The organism is Streptomyces sp. MMBL 11-1, assembly GCF_028622875.1.
GTDB lineage: Bacteria > Actinomycetota > Actinomycetes > Streptomycetales > Streptomycetaceae > Streptomyces.
On the sequence record NZ_CP117709.1, the window covers coordinates 6,549,248 to 6,566,570 of the forward strand.

A 17,323-nucleotide genomic window follows, 5' to 3' on the forward strand; every position below is an offset into this window, starting at 1 on the left:
ATCAGCTGTTCCTCAGTGCGTAGTGCGCGCTGACCTGCGAAGCGCTCAGCGCGGTCGGGTAGACGGCGGTCTCGTCGATCTGCCCGGCGAAGAAGTTGCTGGTCGGACGGTTCGGCCAGCCGGACAGGTTGTCACCGCCGACCCGCCAGTAGCCGGGGTTGCCGTCGTTGTTGGAGACCAGGATGTTCGACGCGCGCAGCTGGCCGTCGACGTACAGCGCCATGCCCTGGCCCAGGGGGCCCTGGGTGGCGACGACGTGGTGCCACTGTCCGTCGTTGTAGGCGGCCGGGGTGGTGATGGTCCGCGCCCCACCGCTCTGGACGCCGAACACGAGCCGCCCGTCGTTGCGCATGTAGACGTTCTTGTCCTGACGGGTGCTGTTCTGCTGGGTCTTGTTCCCGAAGCCGATGATCTTCCCGCCCCGGGTGGTGGTGGTCCTGATCCAGGTCTCCACCGAGAAGCGGGCCGGTGCGGCGTGCTGCCGGTTGCTGTACGCGTATTCATCGGTGCCGTTGAAGCCGATCGCCGTCGAGGGGCCGGAGACCGCCGCCGGGGTCTGCCGGTAGGCGGGGCCGTTGCGCAGGAAGCCGTTGTTCAGGTTGCCGCTGCTGTCGTGGGCGAACGTGGACGTGTCCTCGTCGTAGCGCCAGTAGAGGTGGGCCCCGTCGGATCTGACCCGCGCCGGGTACGCCTCCGTCGCGTTCGCCACGGTCGCGGACCGGGCCGGGGACTTGGCGCTGGTGTTGGGGCCGTCGCTCGCGGTGATCCGGTACGAGTGGGTCTCGCCCGGCTCGACGTCGGTGTCCGTCCAGGTCAGCTGGGGCCGGTCCCAGAAGACGGAGTAGCCGGTCGTCGTGTGGACCGGGGTGTTCGAGCCGTCCTTGTAGATCCGGTAGGTCAGCTCCCCGTCGTCGGTGTCGAAACTTGTCTGCCAGTTCACGTCGATCTGCCCGGGCGTCAGCGTGGACAGGCTGACGTTGGGCACCCAGGGCGAGCCCGTGTCCGGGCCGTCCGCGAACCGGGTCAGCCCCTGCTGCGGCCTGCTGTTGACGGTGGTGAACTCGCCGCCCACCCACAGGTAGTGGCGGCCCCCGCTGCTCGCCTGGCTCATCACACGCGGCCCGACCGGCTCACCGATGCCGTCATTGGTGTCCGGGAACCACGGCAGCAGCTTCGGATCGTCGACCGACTGGGCCAGCAGATGCTTGCGCTGCTGGTCGGGGAAGGCTCCCATACTGGCGCAGTCATGGGCGTGGCTGCCGCTGTACAGCACGCCGGAGTGCACCAGCACCGCCTGGGTCGCGCCGAGGCAGGTGTCCCGCCAGCGCTGCTGGAAGTCGTCGAGGTTCAGGGCGATCCGGCCGTCGAACACGCCGCCGCCGGTGCCCTCGTTGCCGGTGTAGAAGCCGGTGGCGTCGGTGGTGATGTCCTGCACGGTGGAGTTGTTGTGAATGAACCCCGGGTAGGACTTGGTGAGTTGTCCGGTGGTCGCGTCGACCACGGCCAGGGCGTGGGTGGTGGTGCCGTTGATGCGGAAGAAGTCGCCGCCGAGCAGCACGTGTCGCCCGTCCGGGGTCAGCTCGACGGCCCGGGCCACCTCGTCGGCGTTGGCCGTGAAGGGCAGCAGCGACGCCCCGGCGGCGGTGACGGCGGCGAACTTGTTCCTGGTCTGGCCTCCTACGCTGTTGAAGTCCCCGCCCAGATAGACCGTGTCGGCGGTGACGGCGAGCGCCCGCACGGTCGCCGTCACGGAGATCTTGAAGTCGTGGCGGGGAGCGCAGGTCGCGGTGTCGATCGCCACGATATTGCTCACCCCGACTCCGTTCACCGCCCCGAACTGACCGCCCGCGTACAGGGTTTCGCCGTCCGGGGACAGCGCCAGGGCCCGGACGGTCGCGGTCCCCGAGGAGATGGTGAAGGACAGCGAACAGTCGGTGGGCGCCCCGGTCGCCGCGTCGAACGCGGCGAAGTTCACCGCGGGCTGTTCGCCCGTACCGGGAGCGGCCGTGGGGGGCCGCAGGGTGGAGAAGGTGCCGCCCGCGTAGACGACGCCGTCGCCGGCGGCCATCGACCAGACGATGCCGTTGGTCTGCCAGGTGGTGAGGTCGTCCGCCGTGATGGCGACCGGCGGTGTCAGTGCCGCCGCCGCGGTGGTCCCGGCCGCGGTCGCGGTCAGGGCTCCGGCCAGCAGGCCGAGAGCGGCGGCAGCGGCCCGCACACGGCCGCGTCCTCCGGTTCTCTGCCCCGTACTTCCGTTCATCATTCAGCTCCGAAGGTGAGATTCGTGCTGCGGCCGGGAGGCCGCGGATCCTGCCTCGTCCGACCGGGCGAGCGGACTGTCCGTCCCGCTGCCGGTCGGTACGAGTGAGTAGGCGGAGCCGAGGGGCCCGCCCGGTGCCGGCGCGGAGAGCTCCACCGAGGGGTCGGTGGAGACGGCGGTCGCGCCGGTGATCGTCCCGGGCACGGACGCGGCACGCGCCGGCCGGGAGGCAGTGGTGAGTGCTGGATCGGGCCGGGCGCCGGGGAATCCGGCGCCCTGTGTGCCGACTTGTCGGCGGAGCCGGACACCGGGCCGGTCGCGCCGACCGGGCGGTCGCGCGCCACCGTGCCGCCCGGCCGGTTCATCGGTCCACCCGGACGGCGGCCCCGGTCAGCTGGTCGTCCAGCCGGCGGATGTCGGCGTCGACCATGATGCGGGCCAGCTCGCGCGACTTCACCGAGGGCTTCCAGCCGAGGAGCGTCTCGGCCTTCGACGCGTCCCCGATCAACGCGTCGACCTCGCTGGGGCGTTCGTACTTCGGGTCGTAACGCACGTGCTCGCGCCAGTCCAGCTCCGCGTGCTCGAAGGCGAACTCCAGGAACTGCCGGACGCTCACGCCCTCACCGGTGGCGACCACGTAGTCGTCGGGGGCGTCGCACTGGAGCATCCGCCACATGGCGTCCACGTACTCCGGCGCGTATCCCCAGTCGCGGACCGCGTCCAGGTTGCCCAGGTTCAGACGGTCCTGGAGCCCGGCCTTGATCCGGGCGACGCCCCGGGTGATCTTCCGGGTCACGAAGGTCTCGCCCCGGCGCGGCGACTCGTGGTTGAAGAGGATCCCGTTCACCGCGAACATGCCGTACGCCTCGCGGTAGTTGACCGTGGCCCAGTAGGCGTAGACCTTCGCCACGCTGTACGGGCTGCGCGGGTGGAACGCGGTGTCCTCGTTCTGCGGGGGCGGGCTGGCGCCGAACATCTCGGAGGACGAGGCCTGGTAGATCCGCGTCTGGATGCCGCTGGCCCGGACCGCCTCCAGGAGCCGGACGGTGCCGAGGCCCGTGACGTCTGCGGTGTACAGCGGGGCGTCGAAGGACACCCGCACATGCGACTGCGCGCCCAGGTTGTAGACCTCGTCGGGCCGGATGTCGCGCAGCAGGTTCACCAGGGCCACTCCGTCGGTCAGGTCCGCGTGATGCAGGACGAAGGAGCGCTCCGGCTCCTCGGGACCCTGGTAGATGTGGTCGATCCGCTCGGTGTTGAAGCTGGAGGAACGGCGTATGAGCCCGTGCACCGTATACCCCTTGTCGAGCAACAACTCGGCCAGATACGAACCGTCCTGGCCGGTCACTCCGGTGATGAGCGCGGTCTTCACCACGATTCCCCCTTCTCTGCTGGTCGCTTCGACGGCGACGTTCACCGACATTTCGGTATTGGAGCGTTCTGCGGTGACGCGTCACCGCAGTCCCTTTCTGCTGGCACAATCCGAGCCATGACGACCGAACTCCCCGTCCCCTCCAAGGAATCCGCCCGCTCGCTACTGCGGCCCGGCTCCCGCGTGTTCGTCGCGGGACACCGTGGCCTGGTCGGCTCGGCGGTGGCCCGCCGCCTCGCCGACGACGGTCATGAGGTGCTCACCCGCGGCCGCGACCTCCTCGACCTGCGCGATGCCGCGCGGACCGGGGCGTATCTCAAGGAGGTCCGCCCGGACGCCGTGGTGCTGGCCGCCGCCAAGGTCGGCGGGATCATGGCCAACAGCACCTACCCGGTGCAGTTCCTGGAGGACAACCTGCGCATACAGCTCAGCGTGATCGCCGGCGCGCACGCGGCCGGGACCGAGCGGCTGCTCTTCCTCGGCTCCTCGTGCATCTACCCCAGGCTCGCGCCCCAGCCGATCCGCGAGGACTCGCTGCTCACCGGCGAGCTGGAGCCCACCAACGAGGCCTACGCCCTCGCCAAGATCGCCGGAATCGTCCAGACCCAGTCCTACCGCCGGCAGTACGGCGCCTCCTACATCAGCGCCATGCCCACCAATCTCTACGGACCGGGCGACAACTTCGACCTGGAGACCTCGCACGTCCTGCCCGCGCTGATCCGCCGCTTCCACGAGGCGCGGCGGGACGGGGCCGACGAGGTGACCCTGTGGGGATCCGGCACTCCGCGCCGCGAGTTCCTCCATGTCGACGACCTCGCCGCCGCCTGCGTGCGCCTGCTGGAGGCCTACGACGGCGACGAACCCGTCAACATCGGCTGCGGCGACGACCTCACCATCCGTGAACTCGCGGAAACGGTCAAGGAAGTGACGGGCTACCAGGGGCGCATCGGCTGGGACACCACGAAGCCCGACGGGACGCCCCGCAAGCTGCTCGACGTCACCCGCCTCACCTCTCTCGGCTTCACGCCGCGGATCCCGCTGCGCGACGGCATCGCCCGCACCTACGCCTGGTGGCTCGGGCAGCTCCCGCCCGGACAGTGACCGTTCGCCGCCGCCGGGAGGCGTCTCGCGGCGGCACACCGGTCGCGCTCCTCGCATCCGCACGCCCGCCGCTCTCAGTACGCCCCGCGGCCGTCGGTGACGGCGCGCACGGTGCGGGCGAGGAGTCCCATGTCGATGGCCACCGACCAGTTGTCGACGTACCAGAGGTCGAGCGAGACGGTCTCCTGCCAGGTCAGATCGGAGCGGCCGCTCACCTGCCACAGGCCTGTCAGCCCAGGCTTCACCGCGAGCCGGCGGTGTTCGCGCTCGTCGTACCGCGAGGCCTCCTCCGGCAGAGGCGGCCTCGGGCCCACCAGTGACATCTGGCCCAGCAACACGTTGAAAAGCTGCGGTAGTTCATCGATCGACGTCCGCCGGAGCATCCGTCCGACCGGCGTCACCCGGGGGTCGCCGCGCATCTTGAAGAGCGGTCCGTCGACCTCGTTGCTCGCGGCCAGCTGTGCCTTGAGCTTCTCCGCGTCCGCCACCATCGTGCGGAACTTCCACATGGTGAAGGGCCGGTTGTGCCGCCCGTGCCGGACCTGCCGGTGGAAGACCGGGCCCCGCGAGGTCAGCCGGACGCTCAGTGCCACCGCCAGAAGCAACGGGGTCAGCACCAGCAGCCCGAACAGGGCCCCCGTACGGTCCAGCGCGTTCTTCAGCACGGCCTGCGGGCCCCCGCGCAGCGGCGGCGCGATGTGCAGCAGGGTGAGCCCGGCCGCGGTGACGGGACGCACCCGCTCGGCCGCCACCCCGGACAGCTCCGAGACCACGGAGAGGGCGACGCCCCCGTCGTGCAGCCCCCAGCCGAGCCGGCGCAGCCGGTCGCCGGTCAGCTGGGGTCCGGGAGCCACCAGTACGAGGTCGGCCGCGTGGGCGTAGACGGCACCGAGCACCGTCGTCACGTCGTCGTCGGCCGGGCGGGACGCGAGGCGCCCCGGCACCTGCACACCGTCCAGCTCCAGCCGGGCGGTGCCCACCGGAAGGGCGGCGACCAGGGAGTAGCCGTGATCCGTACGGGAGTTGAGCAGCTCGGCCGCCCGGCCCACGCTCGATGGCTCGCCGACCAGCAGCACCCTGCGGGTCGGGTGGCCCCGGCGTCGGGAGAGAGGCCACCGGCGCAGCCCCGCCACCGCTGTGGCGATCAGCAGCCCCGGCGCCACGGCCACGACGGCCGTGGCCGGGTCCACCGGGCTTCCCGCCGCCGTGTGCAGCACGGCCAGCAGGCCGATGAGCGCGAGCCAGTCCCGGGCCGGGCCGAGCGCGCCGCCGGGCCCGGCCCCCGGCCGGTCCGTGTACCGCCCCCGGGCGCCGCGCAGCCCGGCCCAGATCAGCCCCGCCACCGCCGCGGCCACCAGCGGGCGGGGCTGGTCGCCCGCCCGCAGCAGCAGCCAGGCCGGACCGGCCAGGCCCAGCAGGTCGGTCAGCGCGGCCAGGGCCGGGCCGGGCGCCGGCTTCCGCCGGGCGGGCGCCCGCCCGGCCGGGTCGCGCTGTGCCGTCGGGGCCCTCCACAGCTGTTCCAGGGCCGCCGTGCGATTCCGGGACGCGGGGGTCCGGGGGCGCGGCGCGCCCCGGATCCCCACCGTTCCGGGTAGGTCGGTATCAGGTATTTCGACATGCCCCATGAGCCCCCCAGCCACAGTCGCACCCCCATGAACGGGACGTATCCGCCGATCCCATGGGGTGACGGACGCGCCCTCGCTCGGTGCACGATATCCACACACGTGGCATTTCGCTGGAGTTCCCGTGAAGTTCAGACGGCTCGGTCCAGACGCCTCCGTTCGGCTGGAACCGTCCGATGTCGCCCTGTGCGCACGGATGTTGATGGATCGACAGACGGGTAAGCGCTTGTGCCGGGCGGCGTCGGGGGGCGGTCCGCGGAGGCCCTGGCTCCGGTGGGGGCGTCCCCGGCCGTCGTCGCCGCCCCGGCGATGTCCGGGGGGCCACGGAAGCCGGCGCACTCCGCCGTGCTCGCCGCGCTCACGGCGCGACCGGCCCGGTTCCTCACCCGCGGATCCCGCCCCGCCCGGGAACGGCACAACCGCGGTGCCCCGGCCGCGCCCGCCGGCCCGTGGTCAGCGCACCCCGTCGGGCCGGAACTGCACGCTGATGCGCGGCCCGACGGCCCGCGCGGTCTTGGGGACCGCGTGCTCCCAGGTGCGCTGGCAACTGCCGCCCATGACGATCAGGTCGCCGTGTCCGAGCGGTCTCCGGACGGGGGCGGGGCCCGGGCGGCGCGGTCGCAGCGCGAGGTGCCGGGGGGCTCCCAGGGAGAGGATCGCGACCATCGTGTCCTCGGTGCTGCCCCGGCCGATGGTGTCCCCGTGCCAGGCGACCCCGTCCCTCCCGTCCCGGTAGAAGCAGAGCCCCGCCGTGGTGAACGGTTCGCCCAGCTCGGCCGCGTAGTGCTCGCCGAGCCGGGTGCGGGCCGGCTCCAGCGCCGGGTGCGGCAGGGGGTCGCGGCGGCCGAAGAAGGCCAGCAGCCGGGGGACCGCCACCACACGCTCGTACATGACGCGCTGCTCGGCCCGCCAGTCGACCTCGCGCACCAGCGTCTCGAACAGGGTGTCCGCGCCCCGGAGCCATTGCGGCAGCACGTCGATCCAGGCCCCGTGGCCCAGATCGGTACGCCGCACTCCGCTCAGGGGGCCGACGTCGGCCTCGGCCTCCTGGTCGAAAAGTGAGCTTTGCAGGTGTACGGCCATGAGGAGAGCCTAACGCTATTCGAGCAGGTGTGCGAATAGGAGGGTCCGGTGGGCCGTCCCGGCGAGGCCGGGACGGCCGGGTGCGGGCCTCCGCGCGGACCGGCCGCCCGTAGCGGCGGACGAGCGCCGCGACCGGAGCGGAGGGCAAGCGCTCACCCCGGACGCCTGTTCGGCTACCGTTCCCCCCGTACCAGCGGACGTCTCCAACCCGTGTCGCTCTCCGAGGAGTTGCCTTCCATGCCGCAGATCACCGTCGACTACTCCGGCACGCTCGCTGCGGCCTTCGACCGTCAGGCCTTCGCGCTCGCCCTGCACCCGCTCGTCGCCGCCACCGCCGACGCCCGCCCGGAGGCCTGCAAGACCCGCTTCCGGCGGGTCGAGGACTTCGTCATCGGCGATCGGACCGAAGGCCATGCCGTCCTGCACGTCGAGATCGGCCTGCTCCACGGCCGCACCGACGAGACCAAGATCCGCCTCGCGGACGCCGTACTGGCTCTGATCGCCGCCCGGGTCAAGCCGGTCGACGGCGTCACCCTGCACTCCTCCGTCGAGGTCCCCAACCTGGACGCGTCCTACCGCAAGCGCTGAACGGTCACCGCGTCGGGCGGGCAGGACCGGAAGGCCGGAACAACGAATGAGTGGAGTGACAGACATGCGTGGAGGCAGCGTCGCCGTGGTCGGCGGCAGCATAGCGGGGTGTGCCGCGGCGCTGGCCGCGTCGCGCGGGGGAGCGGAACGGGTCACCGTCCTGGAACGCGCCGATGCCCGGCTCCGTGACAGGGGCGTGGGCATCGCCCTCCACAGCGACCGGTACGAGGAGTTGAGGGCGGCGGGATATGTCGCTCCGGAGATGCCCTGGGCGCCGCTGACCCGGCGGGTGTGGAGCGTGCGGGACGGCGAGGCCGATCACGGCCGGGTCGTCGGCGAGCAGCCCTTCCCCTTCCGCGCCTACAGCTGGGGTTCCCTGTGGAGCGAACTGCGCCGCCGGGTGCCCGAGGAGGTCTCCTACCGGTCCGGCGCGGTCGTCACCGAGGTGGAGCCGGACGCCGACGGGGTGACGCTGCGGCTCGCGGACGGGCACCGGGAGCGCTTCGACGCGGTGATCGGGGCGGACGGTTACCGCTCGGTCGTCCGCGAGGCCATGTTCCCGGGGGCGGCCGCCACGTACGCCGGATACGTCGGATGGCGCGGGACGTCGCCGGACGTCGCGGACCTGCCGTCGGACGGCCACGACGCGCACAACATCGTCTTCCCCGGCGGCCACTGCATGATCTACCGCATCCCGGACGGCGTCGGCGGACACGTGCTCAACTGGGTGCTCTACACCGCGCCCCCCGAGGCCGACGGCCACCACCCCGACCTGCGGGCCCCCACCTCCCTGCCGCCGGGCCGGCTCGACTCCGAGCTCACCGCGCACCTGCGGGCCCTGGTCGCCGACCACTTCCCGCCGTACTGGGCGGCCAGGGTCCTCCGCACACCCGCCGAGACCACCTTCATCCAGCCCATCTACGACCTGGAGGTACCGCACTACACCTCGGGACGGATGGTGCTCGTCGGCGACGCCGCCAGCGTCGCCCGGCCGCACATCGGCGGCGGCAGCGTGAAGGCGCTCCAGGACGCCACCGCCCTGGAGGCCGCCTGGCGGGCCGGGGGCAGTTGGAAGGAGGTCCTGGAGAGCTACGACGCCGGGCGCGGGCCCGTCGGATCGGCCATGGTCGCGCTCGCCCGCCGCATGGGCGCCGCGCAGGTCGAGAACACACCCGACTGGTCCTCCATGGGCCGGACCGAGTTCGACGCGTGGTGGCAGGAGCAGAACAGGGGATCCGACCGGCGCAGCGGCTTCGGCGGTCACAGCATGAGGGCCGGGTAGCCCGTCCCGGGCGGGAGGAGGGCGGTCCCGTACGCGCCGCGCCCCTCCCGCCCGCGGGTCAGACCGCCGTCGGCGCCAGCTCCAGCGCCGCGTGCAGCGCGGTGCCGTCGGCGCGGGCGTCCGCACCGTCCATGCGCAGCGCCGTCCGCCCCGAGGTGAGGACCGTGATCGCCCCGGCGGACGCGACGGCCTGGGCGGGGCTGGGGGACACGAGCAGGACGGCGATGCCCTCGGCCGCCAGCGTGGCCACCAGCTCGTGGACCTGGCGGACGAGCACCGGCGCGAGGCCCTCGGTCGGCTCGTCGAGCAGCAGCACCCGCGGCGAGCCGAGCAGGGCGCGGGCCAGCGCCAGCATCTGCTGTTCGCCGCCGGACAGATCCGTACCCCGGTTGCCCCGGCGCTCGCCCAGCCGGGGCAGCAGCTCCACGACGCGCGCGGGGGTCCACACTCCGGGCCGCTCGGTGTCGCCCCGGCGCGGCGGACGGTACGACAGCCGCAGGTGCTCGTCGACGGTGAGCCCGGCGAACACCCGGCGCCCCTGAGGTACGAGTCCGATGCCCGCCCGGGCGATCCGGTGTGCGGGCTGCCCCGTCACGTCGCGGCCGTCGAGGCGTACGGTTCCGGCGCTCGGGCGCGTCAGCCCGGCGACGGTGTGGACGAGGGTGGTCTTGCCGGCGCCGTTGTGGCCGACGACGGCGTGGACCGTGCCGGCGGGCACCGACAGGTCGAGCCCGTGGAGGACGGTGCCGCCGTGGTACCCCGCGGTCAGGCCGGTGATGTCGAGCATCGGGCGTCGGTCATCCTCTCACTGGTGCGGTGGACGGTCCGGCGGACCCGGCCCCCCGGCGCGGTGCGGCGGCGCCGGCTTCCCGGCCCGGGGCGGCGGCCGGACCCGCCGCCGGGCCGGCGCCGTGGTACGCGTCGCGGACCTCGGGATGCGCCAGCACCTCCTGGGTCGGGCCGGTCACGAGAACCTTCCCGGCGGCCAGCACCGTGACGGTGGAGGAGAACTGGGCGACGACCTCGACGTGGTGCTCGACCAGGATGACCGCGACGCTCGGCGGCAGGCCGTCGAGGATGGAGAGCAGCCGCCCGATGTCGCCGTCGGTCAGCCCGGCCGCCGGCTCGTCCAGGAGCAGCAGCCGCGGGTCGCCCGCCAGCGCGGCGGCGAGGTCGAGCATGCGGCGCTGCCCGTGCGAGAGCGTGGCCGCCGGCCGGTGGGCGAGGTCCGCCAGGCCGACGGTCTCCAGATGGTGGCCCGCGGACTCGGTGTGCAGCCGGTAGCGGGACGGGCTGCGCCAGGCCCCGCGACGCTTCGGGTGGTGCGGCCAGCCGGCCAGGACGACGTTGTCCAGCACCGACAACTCACCGATCACCGAGGGCTGTTGGAAGCTGCGGGCAATGCCGAGCCGACTGCGCCTGGCCGTCGGTGTCCGGGTGATGTCGGCGCCTTCCAGGGCGATGGTGCCGTGGTCGGGCCGGTCCGTGCCCGCGATGAGGTTGAGCAGGGTGGTCTTGCCGGCGCCGTTGGGGCCGATGACGGCGTGCCGGGCGCCCGCCGGCAGCCGCAGGCTGACGTCGTCGACGGCGGTGAGGGTGCCGTACCGGCGGGTGAGCCGGGTGAGGTCCAGTACGGGAGGCTCCGGTGCCTCGGCGGTCGGTGCTGGTGTCATGGGGAGACCTTTTCGGCGGGGTTCGGGGCGGGCGCCGACGGGGGCCGGTCCTCGGTCACCGGCGGCCCGGACGGCGGCCCGCTCCCGCCGCCGGAGCCGCCGAGCAGACCCGCGAGGCCGCGCGGCAGCACGTACACGGTGGCGACGAAGAGCACGCCGAGCAGCAGCGGCCCGTGGCCCGGCCAGGAACCGGCGACCCAGTCCCGGGTGGCGACGATGAGCCCGGCGCCCAGCAGGGCGCCGATCACGGACGTCGAACCGCCGATGACCACCGCCAGCAGGGCGAACGCGGCGATCTCGAACCCGACGTCGGCGGGGGAGAGGTACTGCTGGACGGTCACCATCAGCGAACCGCCCACTCCGGCCAGGGCGCCCGCGCAGACGTGGGCCACCAGCAGGTAGCGGCCCACGGGGTGCCCGGAGGCGCGCATCCGCGCCTCGGCGCCCCGGGTGCCGGTCAGCAGCTTCCCCGCCGGCGAGCGCAGGACGAGCAGGGTGACGGAGACGGCGACGACGGCGACGGCGAGCGCGTAGTTGTACAGCTCGCTCTCCTCCAGCATCCCCTCCCCGCCCCACAGCGCCCGCGTGGCCGGGAAGCCGACGAGACCGTCGGCGCCGCCGGTGACGGACTTGAGCTGGTTGACGACCGCGCCGGTCAGCTCGCCGATGGCGAGCGTGATCATCAGGACGGTGGTGCCACGGGCCCGGATCACCGCCGGCCCCACCACCGCGGAGAAGACGGCGGCGGCGAGCGCCGAGAGGACGATCTGGACCGGACCCACGGTCCACCCCGCGTCCGCGAGGTTCGCGGTGGCGTACGCGCCCACGGCGAACGGCGCGGTCTGCCCGAGGGTGGGCAGTCCGGCGTAGCCGGTGAGGATGGTGACACTGACCGCGAGCAGCCCCAGGGCCAGGGCGGATCCGGCCAGCGAGATGCTGTACGCGTCGAGCAGGGCGGGCAGGGAGATCAGCACGACGAGCAGGACGAGCAGCGGGGCCGCCCGGCGCCACGCGGCCCCGCCCGGCAGCCGCCCCGTCCACGCCGCCAGGCGACCGGCGTGCCCGCGGGGCGCCGCGCCGGAACGGTCCGCCCCGGTCGCCTCCGACGCGGCAGGTGTCCCCGACGCCGCTGCCGCTCCCGGCGGCCGGGGCGTCCCGAGCGGCCGTCGTCGCAGACGGCCGGCCAGGTGACTCCGGAGCCGGGCGACCGGATCCGGGGCGGGGCCCTCGGGCCCGTGCGCCGTCGCCGGCTCCGCGAAGCGGGAGCGCAGCACCAGCACCGCCGCCATCGCGGCGAAGAGCAGGTACGGCGCCAGATCGGGCGCCAGCGAGACGCCCAGCGTCTGCACCTCGCCCACCGCGACCGCCGCGAAGAAGGTCGCCCACAGGGAGCGCAGCCCGCCGAGCACGACCACCACGAGGGACAGCATCAGCACGTTCTCGGACGTACCGGGGCCGGGGCCGATGATCGGCGCCCCGAGCACGCCCGCCGCCCCGGCCAGCGCGCCCGCCGCCGCGAGGACACCGGTGTGCACCGCCCGGGGGTTGTGACCGGTGGCCGCGAGCATCTGCGGATCGTCGGCGGAGGCCCGTACCGCCGCACCCATCCGGGTCCGGGTCAGCACCCAGGTCCCGAACGCCGCGAGCAGCACGGCCATCACGATGAAGCAGAGCCGGTAGGCGGGGTAGCGGTGCCCCAGCAGCGTCACCGAGGAGTCGAGCGCCTCGGGGACGCGTACGGGCAGTTCGTCCGCCCCGAAGAGCTGGATGAGCAGATCACCGCCGATCAGGGCGAGCCCGAACGTCAGCAGCGCCTGCGCGAGATGCCCACGCCGCGCCAGCGGCGCCGTCGCGGCGGACAGCCCCACCCCGGCGACGCACGCCGCCGCGGTTCCGGCGGCCAGGCCGAGGGCGAGACCACCCCAGGTCCCGTCGCTCAGCTCGGCCCCCGTGTAGGCGCCGATCGCGTACAGCGTGCCGTGCGACAGATTCAGCACACCGGCCGTACCGAAGGCGAGGCTCAGGCCGGCGGCGACCACGAACAGCAGCAGCCCGAAGGCCACTCCGTCCACCGCCGGTATGAGGTGGGCATCGAGGAGATCCATGTCAGCTGCCGAGCGTCGCCAGGTCCTGGACCATGACGTTGGCCAACTGGGAGCCGTCCGGCCGCACCTGGCGCAGGTACCACGTCTGTACCGGCGAGTGGGCCTTGTCGCCGAACTCCCAGGCGCCGCGCGGGCTGTCGATCTGGCCGAGACCCGCGATGGCCTTGTTGATGGTCTGCGGCGTCACGTCGCCGTCCTTCGCCGCGTCGGCGATCGCCTTGTCCAGTACGGCGGCCGCGTCGTACGACGCCATCGCGTAGGTGGTGGGCTGCGTGTCGTGCTCCGCGGTCCAGTCGGCGGCGAACGTGCGGTTCGCCTCGTTGTCGAGGTCGGCCGCGTAGTTCAGGACGGAGTAGATGTCCTTCGCCGCGGCGCCCTGGGCCTGGAGAACGCTTCCCTCGGTGACGAAGGCCGTGTACAGCGGCAGATCGGCGATGTCCGACTGGGCGTACTGCTTGGCGAAGTCGATCGCGGCCTTGCCGGCGTAGAAGCAGTACACCGCCTTGGCGTCCGTCTTGGCGATCTCCGCGAAGTACGGCATGAAGTTGGTCGTCTTCGGGAACGGCGTCCAGGTGGTCTCGCCGTCCGGGTTGGCGAGCTTCCCCTTGATCCGCTTGAACTCGTCGGTGAAGCCGCGTAGTTCGTCGTGGCCGCCCTGGTAGTCGGGGCCGATCGCGTAGACCGGTCCGTCGACCTTTTCCTTGATGTACGGGGCGATGGCCCGGCCCGGCTCGTCGGACAGGAAGCTCGTCGTCCACACGTATTCGATGTCCTTGACCGGCGGCCGGGCGTTCGACCCCAGGAAGGGGATCTTGGCCTGCTGGACCAACGGTAGCACCGCGTTGACCGAACCGCCGCCGACCAGGCCCGTCAACACGTCGACCTTGTCCTTCTTGACCAGCTTGGTGGCCGCCGGCACGGCGGTCGGCGGGCCGTCGCCCTCGTCCGCCACGATGAGCTCGACCTCGCGGCCGCCCAGTTTGTTGCCGTGGGTCTCCAGATACAGCTTGAAGCCGTCCCGCAGCTCCGTGCCGACCGGCTCGTAGGTGCCCGACAGGGAGGCCACCAGACCGATCTTCACGGTGTCGTCGTCGGCGCCGCTGTCGCCGCTGCAACCGGTGACGGCTGCCAGGCCGAGGGCGAGGGCGGCGGCGCCGACCGGCCGGAATCTGCGGCGGCGGGGGCTGGAGTGGGCGAAGAACATGGGGGCTCTCATCACAGTGTCGGGGGCGGGAGTGTCGGGAACGCCGGTCGGGACGGGCATGGCGGGCGGCCGCCGCCCGGGGGAGTCCGACCGGCGCGCGGCGCCGGGGGCGGGAGGAGATCCGGACCGGCGGTCAGCGAAGGGGCGGCAGGTTGGGATCGCGGACCTGGGGAGACAGCGAGTCGCCGACCTGGTTGATCAGTTCGGACATCATGTAGCTGACCTCACCGATGTCCGCGTCCCTGGTGGTGGTGACGAGGAGTGAGGCCCCGCTGGAGACGGCCATCGAGAACATGTAGCCGCCCTCCATCGCGGTGAGACTGTGCTCCACGGGGTCGGTGTTGGTCAACTGGGCCGCCGCGGAAAGCAGGTTGACGACGCCGGACGCGATGGCGGCCAGCCGCTCGGCGTCGTCCCGTTCCACACCGGTGTACGCCAGCGCGAGTCCGTCCACGGACACGGCTACCGCCTGGGTGACTTCCGGGAGACGCCCGGCGAAATCGCTCAGGATCCAGCTCAGGTCGGAGGAGGTGGTCATTTCTCGGTCCGTTCGGTGTTGTCGTCCGGGGCGGAACGCCCCCGGTGGTTCGTGCTCCGGTTGATCCCCTGGGCGTAGGCCGCCAGCACGTCGGAGACCTGTCGGGAGTCCCGGCGGCGGGGTGAGGGCCGGGGAGCGCCGGCTCCCGGGCGCTGGTCCGCGCCCTCCCGCCTGCCCGCGGCGGGCCACTGCTGAGGCGCTCTGCGCTTCCGCACGGGCAGCCCCGAGGAGCTGACGCCGGCGACACGTGACACCGGCTCCTCGTGCACGGGGTGCGGCGCGGGCGTGTTGCCGTGTTCCCGCTCGGCTGTGCCGCCGCGGGGCCCCTCGTGGCCGGTCCGGGCGGTGCCGACGCCCGCCCCGACCGGAGTGCTGTCGCGGCCGGGGCGCGCGTTCGCTCCGGCCGGCTGCCGGCGGCCCTCCGGCCCCGGCGGTGTGATCGGCCGGGGCGCCTCGTAGCCGACATCGTTGCCGAGCGCGCCCGGCGTCGGCCCGTGGTCTTCCTTCAGGTCCAGCGCCAGCACCTTCGCGGGCAGCGTGACCTCGGCGATCGTGCCGGGGCCGGAGGAGTCGCGCAGTTCGACGACGATGCCGTGGCGCGCGGCGAGCCGCGCCACCACGTGCAGACCCATGGACCGTACGTCGCCGATGCCCGCCTGCGGTTCGAGCAACGCGGCGTTGTGGACCGCGCGGCGTTCCGCCGTGATGCCCACGCCCTCGTCGACGATCTGTATGACGGCCCGGTCCGCCAGCCGCCAGACGGCGACCCCGACCTGCTTGTCCGGGGGCGAGTACCGGGTCGCGTTGTCGAGCAGCTCCGCCAGGATGTGCGCCACGTCGTGCACGGCGCGGGCGGTGACACCGATCCCCGACTCGATCACACCGAGGGAGACGCGGTCGAACCGCTCGATCTGCTGGGCGGCGGCCACGATGACGGTGGAGCACCCCACGTCGGCCGAGCGCACCCGGGCGTTCCCGTAACCGCCCAGCACCAGAAGGTTGTTCGTGTTGCGCTCCATGCGGACGGCGAGGTGGTCGAGAGCGAAGAGGGTCTTCATCCGCACGGGGTCGGCCTCGTCGCGCTGCACCGTGTCCAGCTCGGACACCATGACAGCGGTCAACCGTGCTCCCCGGCGTGCGACGCCGACCAGCGTCTCAGCCAACTGTTCATGGACATGCGCCTGTTGGGCCGCGAGGCGGACGGCTTCGTGGTGGACGGCGTTGAACGCCTCACCGACCTCGCCGATCTCGTCCTCGCCCGTGGTCCGGACCGGGTCGCCGGTCCGCCGGGCCACCTCCTCGGGCGTCGCGCCGCGCAGCGCGCCCGGCTGGGACAGCTCGCTCATCACGGCGGGCAGTCCCGAATGGGCCACCTCGTGCGCGGCGTTGCGCAGATCGCGCAGCCGGCGGACCATGACGCGGCCCAGGCGGATCGCGACGACGACGACGCCGACCAGGGTCAGCACCACCAGCGCGACCTCCGCGCCGGCCGTCCAGATGAGGGTGGCGCGTACGTCGGAGACCTGGGCGAGGACGGCCGCGTCGACCCGCTTCTCGACCGAACGCAGCAGCTCCTGACGGTCGTCGGAGGCCTTCTGCCATTCCTCCGGGGTGACCGTGATGTCCTTGCCGGTGCCCGTCCGCCCGATCTCGTCCTCAAGGCGTCGCGCCTCCAGCGCCTTCGCCCCGGAAAGGGTGCGCTCCAGCCAGGTCCGCCATTCGCCCGGTCCGAGGTCGAACATGGCGCCGGTCGACTCGGTGTAGCCCATCCGGCCGGCGTCGAAGGTCCGCTGCGAGGCGGTGGTGAAGCCGCCCGCGGCCTGCGCCCTCATGACGGTGACCTGCTGCTGGGCCGTGTGCTCGGCGGCCTCCGACAGGGCGGCGGCGGCGCGGATCCGGTCCGCGATGTCGGCGTCCACGCCATCCGCCTGCGCGATGCCGTCGCGGTAGCTGTTGAGGTCGGCGATCACGATGCGATAGCCGAAAGCGAGGGCGGAGACGGTGCTGCTTCCCGAGCGCACCTGGGCGCGCAGGCCGGGCATCTCTTCGACGAAACGCTCGATACGGTCCAGAGCGCGCTGTGCGTTGCCGGGTACCGAGGAGAGCCCCTTCGTCCTGCTGCGGAATCCGGCGATGCTCTCGTCGGTCGCGTTCGCACGTAACCGGAAGGCCTCCGCGTCGCCCTGCCCGGAGACCAGGGCGGTGGCCGCCGCCCGCTCACGCTGTAACCGGCTGGCCAACTCGCTCGCCCCGTCGGCGGCTTCGACCATCGAGGTCAGCCGGTCCGCCTGGAGCGCCTGGTTGGTCTCGGGTGCCAGGGCCAGCACCGAGAAGGCGACGGCCACGGTGAGCGGCGCGGTGACGAGGAGTACGAGGCGACGATTGATTTTCACTGCGCGGCTCCGTCGCCGGAACCGGGCTTGAGTATCGGTGACACGCAGATACCTGTACCTGTTTACGGATGGTGGGGGGTGTCGGTGAGGGCGTGCCGCCGG

The 17,323-nt window shown here is 72.8% G+C and carries 13 protein-coding genes; 3 read left to right on the forward strand and 10 right to left on the reverse strand.

The features are described 5' to 3' along the window. Position 1: 1 nt before the first annotated feature. Together PSQ21_RS29130 and gmd are read right to left on the reverse strand one after the other, a co-directional pair. Positions 2-2,263 carry a LamG domain-containing protein gene (locus PSQ21_RS29130; protein WP_274034280.1) on the reverse strand — a complete coding sequence of 754 codons (2,262 nt, stop codon included), beginning with the start codon at positions 2,261-2,263 and terminating at the stop codon, positions 2-4. Positions 2,264-2,621: 358 nt separating this feature from the next. Continuing rightward, positions 2,622-3,635, reverse strand: a complete 1,014-nt coding sequence (gmd, locus tag PSQ21_RS29135) for a GDP-mannose 4,6-dehydratase (protein ID WP_274035997.1) — start codon at positions 3,633-3,635, stop codon at positions 2,622-2,624. Between the two features lie 114 nt (positions 3,636-3,749). Between gmd and PSQ21_RS29140 the strand changes: the two genes are divergently transcribed. After that, positions 3,750-4,733 (forward strand): GDP-L-fucose synthase family protein, encoded by a 984-nt coding sequence (locus PSQ21_RS29140; protein ID WP_274034281.1) that lies wholly within the window; start codon positions 3,750-3,752, stop codon positions 4,731-4,733. 74 nt (positions 4,734-4,807) lie between these two features. On the opposite strand, the gene PSQ21_RS29145 is transcribed toward PSQ21_RS29140, so the two are convergent. Both PSQ21_RS29145 and PSQ21_RS29150 read right to left on the reverse strand, forming a co-directional pair. Continuing rightward, a complete protein-coding gene (locus PSQ21_RS29145; protein WP_443334407.1) occupies positions 4,808-6,316 on the reverse strand; it encodes a sugar transferase in 1,509 nt (502 codons plus the stop codon). 492 nt (positions 6,317-6,808) lie between these two features. Next, positions 6,809-7,438, reverse strand: coding sequence for an alpha-ketoglutarate-dependent dioxygenase AlkB (locus PSQ21_RS29150; RefSeq protein WP_274034283.1), 630 nt, complete (start codon positions 7,436-7,438; stop codon positions 6,809-6,811). Positions 7,439-7,675: 237 nt separating this feature from the next. Here PSQ21_RS29150 and PSQ21_RS29155 point away from each other — a divergent pair, with 237 nt between their 5' ends. Continuing rightward, positions 7,676-8,026, forward strand: coding sequence for a 5-carboxymethyl-2-hydroxymuconate Delta-isomerase (locus tag PSQ21_RS29155; protein WP_274034284.1), 351 nt, complete (start codon positions 7,676-7,678; stop codon positions 8,024-8,026). Positions 8,027-8,090: 64 nt separating this feature from the next. After that, complete coding sequence (locus tag PSQ21_RS29160) at positions 8,091-9,308, forward strand: FAD-dependent monooxygenase (RefSeq protein WP_274034285.1); 1,218 nt, start codon at positions 8,091-8,093, stop codon at positions 9,306-9,308. A gap of 58 nt (positions 9,309-9,366) precedes the next feature. Here the strand turns inward: PSQ21_RS29160 and PSQ21_RS29165 are convergent, their stop codons facing one another. The 6 genes from PSQ21_RS29165 to PSQ21_RS29190 form a co-directional block, all read right to left on the reverse strand. After that, positions 9,367-10,095, reverse strand: coding sequence for an ABC transporter ATP-binding protein (locus PSQ21_RS29165; RefSeq protein WP_274034286.1), 729 nt, complete (start codon positions 10,093-10,095; stop codon positions 9,367-9,369). A gap of 10 nt (positions 10,096-10,105) precedes the next feature. Next, on the reverse strand, positions 10,106-10,981 hold the full coding sequence (locus PSQ21_RS29170) for an ABC transporter ATP-binding protein (RefSeq protein ID WP_274034287.1): 876 nt from the start codon (positions 10,979-10,981) through the stop codon (positions 10,106-10,108). After that, the gene (locus PSQ21_RS29175) at positions 10,978-13,086 is read right to left on the reverse strand and encodes a branched-chain amino acid ABC transporter permease (RefSeq protein WP_274034288.1); all 2,109 of its coding nucleotides are present in this window, start codon (positions 13,084-13,086) and stop codon (positions 10,978-10,980) included. The genes PSQ21_RS29170 and PSQ21_RS29175 overlap by 4 nt, the downstream gene beginning before the upstream one ends. Position 13,087: 1 nt before the next feature. Further along, on the reverse strand, positions 13,088-14,290 hold the full coding sequence (locus tag PSQ21_RS29180; protein ID WP_274035999.1) for an ABC transporter substrate-binding protein: 1,203 nt from the start codon (positions 14,288-14,290) through the stop codon (positions 13,088-13,090). 133 nt (positions 14,291-14,423) lie between these two features. Next, positions 14,424-14,828 carry a roadblock/LC7 domain-containing protein gene (locus PSQ21_RS29185; protein WP_097872068.1) on the reverse strand — a complete coding sequence of 135 codons (405 nt, stop codon included), beginning with the start codon at positions 14,826-14,828 and terminating at the stop codon, positions 14,424-14,426. Further along, positions 14,825-17,221: a sensor histidine kinase gene (locus tag PSQ21_RS29190; protein ID WP_274034289.1), complete on the reverse strand. Its 2,397-nt coding sequence runs from the start codon at positions 17,219-17,221 to the stop codon at positions 14,825-14,827. Before PSQ21_RS29190 ends, PSQ21_RS29185 begins: the two co-directional genes overlap by 4 nt. Between the last annotated feature and the right edge of the window lie 102 nt (positions 17,222-17,323).